The sequence below is a fragment of the Burkholderia cepacia genome, from assembly GCF_001718835.1.
GTDB classification, from domain to species: domain Bacteria; phylum Pseudomonadota; class Gammaproteobacteria; order Burkholderiales; family Burkholderiaceae; genus Burkholderia; species Burkholderia cepacia_F.
In genome coordinates this window covers 827176-835898 of record NZ_CP013442.1, presented here as the reverse complement: position 1 = coordinate 835898, position 8723 = coordinate 827176, and the positions used below count along the sequence as shown (strand labels likewise).

General features: G+C 65.7%; 7 protein-coding genes and 3 pseudogenes. 7 read left to right on the top strand and 3 right to left on the bottom strand.

Going from position 1 to position 8723, the window contains the following annotated elements:
• Positions 1-2: 2 nt before the first annotated feature.
• The 3 genes and pseudogenes from WT26_RS03290 to WT26_RS03280 all read right to left on the bottom strand — a co-directional run bounded on the left by WT26_RS03290 (position 3) and on the right by WT26_RS03280 (position 2293).
• Entirely contained in the window at positions 3-770 is a 768-nt protein-coding gene (locus tag WT26_RS03290; RefSeq protein WP_069272160.1) for an amino acid ABC transporter ATP-binding protein, read from the bottom strand.
• Positions 767-1428 (bottom strand): annotated as a pseudogene (locus WT26_RS03285) (amino acid ABC transporter permease). Before WT26_RS03285 ends, WT26_RS03290 begins: the two are co-directional and overlap by 4 nt.
• A gap of 88 nt (positions 1429-1516) precedes the next feature.
• The gene (locus WT26_RS03280) at positions 1517-2293 is read right to left on the bottom strand and encodes an ABC transporter substrate-binding protein (protein WP_069272159.1); all 777 of its coding nucleotides are present in this window, start codon (positions 2291-2293) and stop codon (positions 1517-1519) included.
• A gap of 160 nt (positions 2294-2453) precedes the next feature.
• Here WT26_RS03280 and WT26_RS03275 point away from each other — a divergent pair, with 160 nt between their 5' ends.
• The 7 genes and pseudogenes from WT26_RS03275 to WT26_RS03245 all read left to right on the top strand — a co-directional run bounded on the left by WT26_RS03275 (position 2454) and on the right by WT26_RS03245 (position 8723).
• Positions 2454-3248, top strand: coding sequence for an IclR family transcriptional regulator (locus tag WT26_RS03275; RefSeq protein ID WP_069272158.1), 795 nt, complete (start codon positions 2454-2456; stop codon positions 3246-3248).
• 457 nt (positions 3249-3705) lie between these two features.
• Positions 3706-4212: pseudogene (locus tag WT26_RS03270) on the top strand (porin); the annotation flags it as partial.
• Between the two features lie 286 nt (positions 4213-4498).
• Positions 4499-5176: pseudogene (locus WT26_RS03265) on the top strand (porin); the annotation flags it as partial.
• A gap of 363 nt (positions 5177-5539) precedes the next feature.
• Positions 5540-6382 carry a transporter substrate-binding domain-containing protein gene (locus WT26_RS03260; RefSeq protein WP_059713046.1) on the top strand — a complete coding sequence of 281 codons (843 nt, stop codon included), beginning with the start codon at positions 5540-5542 and terminating at the stop codon, positions 6380-6382.
• Positions 6379-7113 (top strand): amino acid ABC transporter permease, encoded by a 735-nt coding sequence (locus tag WT26_RS03255; protein ID WP_059807655.1) that lies wholly within the window; start codon positions 6379-6381, stop codon positions 7111-7113. The genes WT26_RS03260 and WT26_RS03255 overlap by 4 nt, the downstream gene beginning before the upstream one ends.
• Positions 7103-7897 (top strand): amino acid ABC transporter permease, encoded by a 795-nt coding sequence (locus WT26_RS03250; protein WP_069269687.1) that lies wholly within the window; start codon positions 7103-7105, stop codon positions 7895-7897. The genes WT26_RS03255 and WT26_RS03250 overlap by 11 nt, the downstream gene beginning before the upstream one ends.
• Positions 7884-8723: an amino acid ABC transporter ATP-binding protein gene (locus tag WT26_RS03245; protein ID WP_069272157.1), complete on the top strand. Its 840-nt coding sequence runs from the start codon at positions 7884-7886 to the stop codon at positions 8721-8723. The genes WT26_RS03250 and WT26_RS03245 overlap by 14 nt, the downstream gene beginning before the upstream one ends.

Below are 8723 nucleotides of genomic sequence, written 5' to 3'. Positions count from 1 at the left end.
GATCAGTTCGGATTGACGACGCCGGCGGTGTCGGCCGTGTCGCCGGACGCCAGCAGGCGGCGCAGGAATTCCTGCGTGCGGGGATGGGTCGGCTGCGTGAGCACGTCGCGCGCCGGCCCGCTTTCGCAGATCGTGCCGTCGTGCAGGAAGCACACGCGATCGGCCACCTCGCGTGCGAATGCCATTTCGTGCGTGACGACCACCATGGTCATCCCGTCGCGGGCGAGGCCGCGCATCACGCCGAGCACTTCGCCGACGAGCTCGGGGTCGAGCGCCGACGTCGGCTCGTCGAACAGGATCGCCTGCGGCGCCATCGCGAGCGCGCGTGCGATCGCGACGCGCTGCTGCTGGCCGCCCGACAGTTCCGACGGATACGCGTTCATCCGGTGCGAAAGCCCGACCTTGTCGAGCAGCGCACGCGCCTGCTCGCGTGCCTGCGCGGCCGGCATGCGCCGCACGTGCACGGGCCCTTCCATCACGTTCTCGAGCGCCGTGCGGTGCGCGAACAGGTTGAAGCGCTGGAACACCATGCCGACCCGCATCCGCAGTTCGTGGATCCGCTTCGAATGCGCGTCGACCTTCACGCCGTCGATCGTGATCGACCCTTCGTCGTAGGTCTCGAAGCCGTTGATACAGCGCAGCACGGTCGACTTGCCGGAACCGGACGGCCCGATCAGGCACACGACTTCACCCGCCTGCACGTCGAGGCTCACGCCCTTCAGCACCGCGTGCTGATGAAACCGTTTATGGATGGAATCGATCCGGATCATGCGCCCCTCCTCAGTGCGAGCCGCTTGCCGAGCCGGTTCACGCCGAACATCAGCGGCAGGCCGAGCGCGAGATACAGCAGCGCGACGAGCGTGTAGACGCTCATGTTCTGGAACGTCGACGACGCGATCAGCTGGCCCGCGCGCGTGATCTCGGCGACCGTGATCGTCGACGCGACCGACGAATCCTTCAGCAACATCACCAGTGTGTTGCCGTACGGCGGCAGCGCGATACGGAACGCCTGCGGCAGCACCACGCGCCGCATGATCATCGGCCCACGCATGCCGATCGCGTGCGCGGCCTCGATCTGGCCGCGGTCGATCGCCTCGATGCCCGCGCGGAAGTTCTCGGCCTGATACGCCGAATACGCGATGCCGAGACCGAGCACGCCAGCCTGGAATGCCGACAGTTGCACGCCGAGATCAGGCAGCACGAAGTACATGTAAAACAGCTGTACGATGATCGGCAGCCCGCGGATCACGTTGACGATCGTGCTGCCGGCCGTCGAGACGGGACGGCACGATTGCGCGACACCTTCAGCAACGCAAGGATCAGCCCGAGCACCGAGCTGAGCACGAACGCGCATGCGGTGATCTCGATCGTGACCACCGCGCCCTTCAGCAGGATCGGCAGGAAATCGATCGCATTCTGGAAAAACATGAGGTCTCCTATGCGACGGACGGACGGCCCGCCGCCGGGAATGCCCGCGACGCGCGGGCGATGCCGGTCGGGAATCGAATGCCGACGCTCAGCTCATGTGCCACTTCTGCAGGATCTGCTGCAGCGTGCCGTCGCTCTTCATCTTGCGGATCGCGCCGTTGAGCTGTTCGAGTGTCGCAGTGTCGCCCTTGCGCACGATGAAGCACACCTGCCCCTTCACGACGCTCTGGTATTCCGGCACGAGCCGCACCTGGCGATTGACGCCGTGTTCGATCTGGTACGCGACGATCGGCTGGTCGGCGAAGCCGGCCTTGATGCGCCCGAGCGCGACGTCGCGCATGATGTCGGCGATCGAATCGTAGGTCCGGACTTCCTTGAAGATGCCCTTCTTGTTGAGCGCATCGACGAACGCCGTGCCGACCTGCGCGCCGACCACCTGGTCCTTGAAATCGTCCATCGACGTGTAGCGGCCCGGGTCGTCGGCCTTCACGATCAGGCCTTCGCCGAACGAATAGACGGTATCGGAGAAATCGACGACCTGCTGGCGCGCCGGCGTCTTCAGCATCGCGGCCGAGATGATGTCGATCTTCTGCGTGGTGAGCGACGGGATCAGCGCCGAGAACACGGTCTGCTGCACGTCGACGCGAAACCCGGCCGACTTCCCGGCTGCCGTGATCGCATCGACCATCATCCCCTGGATCGTATTGCTTTTGACGTCGAGAAACGTGAACGGCACGCCGGTGGCCGTCGCGCCGACCTTGTAGGTCGGCTCGGCCGCGGCTGCGCCGGACGGCGCGGTGGCAAGTGCGAAGCAGGTGGCGAAACCGGCGGCCAGTGCGCCGAACCGCTTGATGAACGGAACCATGACCCCTCCTCAGAAGATGCGCCAGCGCCCCGTGCGACCGCTGGTCGGTACTGCGACAGTGAAATGATGGTAAACGAATCAAAAACATCGCAAATAGATTTTTGCGTATCGATATTCGATACGATATGATGAGGAATCGAATCGCTCCAGAGTGCTGAACATGGACACCCCGACGCTCGATCAGTCAAACGATCTGCTGTTCAACCAGTCGCTGGAAAAAGGGCTGAACGTGCTGCGCGCGTTCAGCGCGAAACGGCGCACGATGACGCTGGCGGAAGTGGCCGACGCGGCGGGGATGACGAAAAGCTCCGCGCAGCGGATGGTCTATACGCTCGAGAAGCTCGGCTACATCCGCAAGCATCCGGTCACGCGGCGTTACCAGCTCACGCCGCACGTGATGCGGATCGGCTTCAACTATCTCGCCGCCGACACGTTGATCGACGTCGCGAATCCGTTCCTGTCCGAGCTCACGAACCTGACCGGCGAAACCACCAACCTCACCGAGCCGGACGAGGACGAAATGGTGTACGTCGCGCGTTTCGTGTCGACCAAGTTCGTGCCGATTCACATGCCGATCGGCAGCCGCATCCCGATGTACTGCACCGGCAGCGGCCGCGCGTTCCTGAGCGCGCTGCCTTCCGGCGAGGCGCGAGATCGGCTCTGCCAGATGGCGCGCGAGCCGTTCACGCCGCGCACGGTCACGGCACTCGACGATCTCGTCGCGCTGCTCGACAGCGCGCGGCGGGAAGGCTACGCGACCAACCAGGAAGAACTGTTCATCGGGGACATGTCGATCGCGGCGCCCGTGGTCGGCAGCCAGGGGCAGCCGGTCGCGGCCGTGCACGTGGTCGCGCCGACGAGCCGCTGGACGTTCGACGACGCGCGCCGCAAGCTCGCGCCGGCGGTGATCGACTGTGCGCGCGGGATCAGTAATTCGATTCGCACGCTCGAGTGAAAGGCACCGTCACGAGGCCACCGGCCGGGGCTCGGCGAAGAGGCGTTGAGGAAGAGACAAAAGACCGATATGGCGCGAGTTCGCTTGCGGTGGCTTCGTCGCGCGCGACATTCGCCTCGGGGCGGCCAGGCGTGCACGCATGCGCAACGCAGCGGGCCAATGTTGCGAAATCGCATCAATCGTCACGCAGCGCGGGATGCCCGCTCGAAACAATTTCGCTTATCGATATCTTCGCGGCAAAGTTGCCGACCGCTCAAATTCCGCTCTCCTTGCGATGCCGGCGCTTGAACGTGCGTTGCCGCCGTCATTGCGGCGCATGTGCGTTCGTATCGGCACCCGTGATTACGAATCAACGAAGAACAGATTTACAAATCGCCTATCGTTTATTTGCGTTTCGAGCCTCAATCCATAGCATCGGAATCCTCATCATCGTATCGATAAAAATCAGAGGATTTACATGATAAAAAAATATGCAGCACTGGGTTTGGCTTCCGTCGCATCGATCGGCGCGCATGCGCAGAGTTCGGTCACGTTGTACGGCGTCGTCGATGCCGGTTTCGCCTATACGAACAACCAGGGCGGCGCGAGCAACATCCAGCAGACGAGCGGCAAGCTGAGCGGCAGCCGCTGGGGCCTGAAAGGCGTCGAAGATCTCGGCGGCGGCCTGCAGGCGGTATTCACGCTGGAAGGCGGATTCCGGCCGAATGACGGCACGTTTGGCCAGGGCGGGCGCCTGTTCGGCCGATCGTCCTATGTCGGCATCGGCAAAACGGGCAGCGGCACGCTGACCTTCGGCCGCCAGTACGAGCCGATCACCGACCTCGTCGCACAATATGCGGGCCCGGGCTTCTGGTCGCCGGCCACGCACGTGGGCGACAACGACAACATGAACCAGAGCTTCCGCCTGAACAACGCGGTGAAGTTCCGCAGCGACACGATCGCCGGCTTCACGGCCGACCTGCTCTAGGGTCTGTTTACATACGGAACGCACATGCGAATGCCCGAAATCGCCCGCAGGGCAAGGAGCAAGGAGCGCCGTTTGGCCAAGCCAAACAAGCGACGCGCGACGCCGCCATGCGGGCGATTTCGGGCATTCCCCTGGAATGAATTTTTTAATTTGGGGTTGCCACGAGAACGGCCGCTCGCCGCGTTGTGCTCCTTGCGAATACGTCCAGTATTCGCGGCGTCGCACGCCTCGCGAGCGGCCGTTCTCGTGGCAACGCATGTGCGTTCCGTATGTAAACAGACCCTACGCATTCAGCAACCAGGCGAACGGCGGCGCCGGCACCGGTTTCTCGAACAACAATGCGTGGGGCGTGTCGGCAAACTACGTGAACGGGCCGCTCTCTGCCGGCGCAGGATATGTCCGCCTCAATCATCCGAGCGCAACGTCGAACACCAGCGGCGCGGTCGGTGGCGCGACGAGCAAGACTGGCAACGACTACAGCGGCGCGTTCTTCTACGGGCTGAACGGCGGCGTGCTCAAGCAGCAGATCGGCGTGGCGGGCGCGAACTACGCGCTCGGCCGCGCGACGCTCGGCTTCGCGTGGAGCCACACGCAGCTCGACTATCTCGACGGCTCGTCGCGCAAGTTCAACAACTACGACGTGAACGCGCGTTACCAGATCACGCCGGCCGTTACGCTGATCGGTGTCTATACCTTCACCGACGGGCGCGCGAGCGGTCTGCCGGGCACCGGCGGCCAGACGCTGAAGCCGCGCTGGCACCAGTTCACGCTCGGGTTCGACTATGCGCTGTCGAAGCGCACCGATATCTACGTGTCGGGCATCTACCAGCTCGCGGCCGGCGATGCGAGCACGGCGACGGCGGGCGGCTACCGGTCGATCGCGGCGATCTCGAACATCGGCAGCGCGTCGTCGACGAACCGCCAGGTCGCGCTCGTCAGCGGGCTGCGCGTGAAGTTCTGAACGACGCGCGGCCACCGACGTTCGCCCTGTTCCCGCCGAATCGGATCGACAAACGGCGTACCCCGAGGCCCGAGCGGCGGAACAGCTCGAATCATTCGAACCGCAGCGCGTGTCGCGCCTTGCGCGCGGCGGCGTCCTCGTCGAGCGCCGCCGCGAGGCATGGCTACGCGACGGGCGACCTCCGTCGCACCGCCACTCCCGCTGCGCGAGCATCCCCCTCGTCTGCGCAAATGTGCGAACGAGATAACAGTATGAGAATTTCTTGGTTCTTCGAATTTTTCCATATTGCGAAAATACCTGATCCCGATAGCCGGGCGCGCCGTGGGTCGCCCCACCTCACTTAGACCAAGTTCGCCTTCGTTCATGTTCAGTAGATCGCTTTACGTCGCCCTCGGCCGCGCGCTCTGCGCCGCCGCCCTCCTTTCCGCGTTTTCCGGCGCCGCTCGCGCGGACAGCACCCTCGATCGAATCCATCAGCGCCACACGATCACGATCGGCGTGATTCTGTCGGGCCCGCCGTTCGGCTCGCTCGATCCCGCGACACAAAAACCGGTCGGCTTCAACGTCGATCTCGCGAACGATGTCGCGAAACGGCTCGGCGTCGAAGTCGAGCTGACACCCGTGCAGCCGTCGAACCGCGTGCAGTTCCTGCAGCAGGGCAAGGTCGACGCGCTGATCGCCAACATGGAGCTGACGACGGAGCGCGCGGAGATCCTGTCGTATGCGCCGACGCCGTTCGAATCCATCGGCGGTGCGCTGATCGCGCGCAAGGACAGCGGCATCAAGTCCTGGGCCGACCTGCGCGGCAAGCCCGTTTGCGTGTCGCAAGGCAGCAACTATACGAAGCCGCTCGCAACGGAATACGGCGCGCAAGTGAAGGCGTTCCGCGGCCAGCCCGAATCGCTGCTCGCGCTGCGCGGCAACAACTGCGTGGCGGCCGTGCACGTCGCGCCGACGCTGCGCATGCTGGTCGCGCGCAATCCGGACTGGAAGGACTATGCGACGCCGCTGCCGACCGACCTGATTCCGTCGCCGGCGGTGATCTGGGTCCGCAAGGGCGAAACCGATACGCAGGCCGCGCTCGACCGGATCGTCCAGGACTGGCATCGCAGCGGCTGGCTGCTCGACGTCGAGCGCAAGAACGGGATGACGCCGTCGCAAGCCGTGCTCGACCTGCACGCGAAGCTCAAGGCGCAGCGCACATGACGGCGGCCGCCGCCGTCGACGCGCTCCGCAAGCTCGGCCTCGACTACGGCTTCGTGCTCGCCGCCGACGAGCGCGCATCGTTCGTGCACGGAATGGGCGTGACGCTCGAATTGTCGGCCGCGACCGCGCTCGGCAGCCTTGCCTGCGGCGTCGCGCTCGCCGCGCTGCTGGTGTCGCCGCGCGCCGCGCTCGCGCGTCCCGCCCGCGCATTCGTCGAGGTCACGCGCAATACGCCGACGCTCGTGCAGCTGTTCTGCGCGTTCCTCGTCGTCAACATGCTGGTCAGTGCCGCATTGCGCGATCTGGGCGGCAATCCGCTGACGCCGTTCATCTGGAGCGTGATCGTGATCTCGCTGCACAAGGGCGCGTTCCATGCGGAAGCGCTGCGCGCCGGCCTCGACGCGGTGCCGCGCGCGACGCTCGAAGCCGCGCAGTCGCTCGGCTACAGCCGCCGCCAGCGGCTCTGGCACGTGCAGTTGCCGCTCGCGGTGCGCTTTGCGCTGCCCGCGCTCGTCAACAACCTGGTCGACCTCGTGAAGATGACGACGGTCGCGTCGGCGATCGCGGTCGGCGACGTCACCTATGCATCGATCATGATCTGGACGCAGCGCGACAACGTGCTCGAGCTGATGATCCTGATCCTGCTTTTCTTCAGCGCACTCACGTTCGCGGTCAATCTCGCGGGGCGCTGGCTCGAACACCGCCTGAGGATACCCGGCTATGGCCATTGACACGCTCGCGCCGCCCACGCGCACCGCGCGGCGGCCCGCCGTCGCGACGGCGCCGGCCGCGCTGGTCGTACTGGCCGTCGTCGCACTGGCTGTCGCCGGCCGCCGTCATCCGACGCTCGTCGCGCTCGCGACGTGGCTGCCCGCGCTCAGCCGCGCGATGCTCGTCAACATCGGCATCAGCGCGCTCGCGATCGCGCTCGGCACGCTCGCCGGCCTCGTGCTCGGCCCGCTGACGCTGGCGCGGCTCGGCATCGCACGCATTGCAGCGCGTGCGTACGTGCAGTTGTTCCGCAACGCCCCGCTTCTCGTGCTGATCTATTTCTCGACCTACGTATTCCCGTTCGAAGTCAGGCTCGGCCATGCGTCGCTGCCGTTTCCGGACTGGTTCAAGGTCACGGTCGGCCTCGCGCTGCCCGCGAGCGCGAACTTCGCGGAGATCTTCCGCGGCGCGATCCAGTCGATTCCGCACGCACAATGGGATGCCGCGCGCTCGCTCGCGTTCAGCCGCGCGCGGGTGTTCCGCTGGATCATCCTGCCGCAATGCGTACGCCGCATGCTGCCGCCGTGGATGAACCTGTACGCGAGCATCACGATGGCCACCGCGCTCGCATCGCTCGTCGGCGTGCACGACCTGCTCGACACCGCGCAGGTCGCGAGCAACACCGTCGCGCGTGCCGATTTCACGGTCGTCGTCTATTTCACAGTGCTCGGCCTGTTTTTCGCGTACTGCTACCCGATCGCCCGTTTCACCCGCCTTCTCGAAAGACGTCATGCATTCCACTGAAACTCCGCGCGGCGCGGACGCGCCGCTGGTCCGCCTGCGCGACGTGTATCTGTCGTACGGCACGACGCCCGTGCTGCGCGGCATCGATCTCGACGTGCACCGCGGCCAGGCCGTGTCGATCATCGGCCCGTCCGGCTCCGGCAAGTCGACGATCCTGCGCTGCATCACGGGACTGTTGCGGCCGCAGCGCGGCCTGATCGACGTCGACGGCACGCGCGTCGACCGGCTCGCGTCGGAGCGCGACGAAATCGCGCTGCGCAAACGCGTCGGCTTCGTGTTCCAGCAATACAACCTGTTCCCGCACCTGACCGTGCTCGACAACCTCGTCGTCGCACCGGTCAGGATTCTCGGCCGCGACCGCACCGATGCAGTGCGCACCGCGCATGCGTTGCTCGAACGCGTGCGCCTCGCCGACAAGGCGCGCGCGTATCCCGGCGAGCTGTCGGGTGGCCAGCAGCAGCGTGTCGCGATTGCGCGCGCGCTCGCAATGCAGCCCGACATGATCCTGTTCGACGAGGTGACGTCCGCGCTCGATCCGGAAACCGTCGGCGACGTGCTGGCGGTGATCCGCGACCTTGTGCGCGACGGGATGACCTGCGTGCTCGTCACGCACGAGATGCGGTTCGCCGAGGAGATCAGTGACGTCGTCTACTTCACCGAGGCGGGCGTGATCGTCGAGCACGGGCCGGCCGCGCAACTGTTCCGCGCGCCGCACAGCCCGCGCACGCGTGCGTTCCTCGCGCATGCGCTCGGCCCGGCCGGCCACCCGCATGCAAGCCGCGACAGCGCGCCGGTCGCACTCGACCTGACGCGCTTCGCGGTCTGA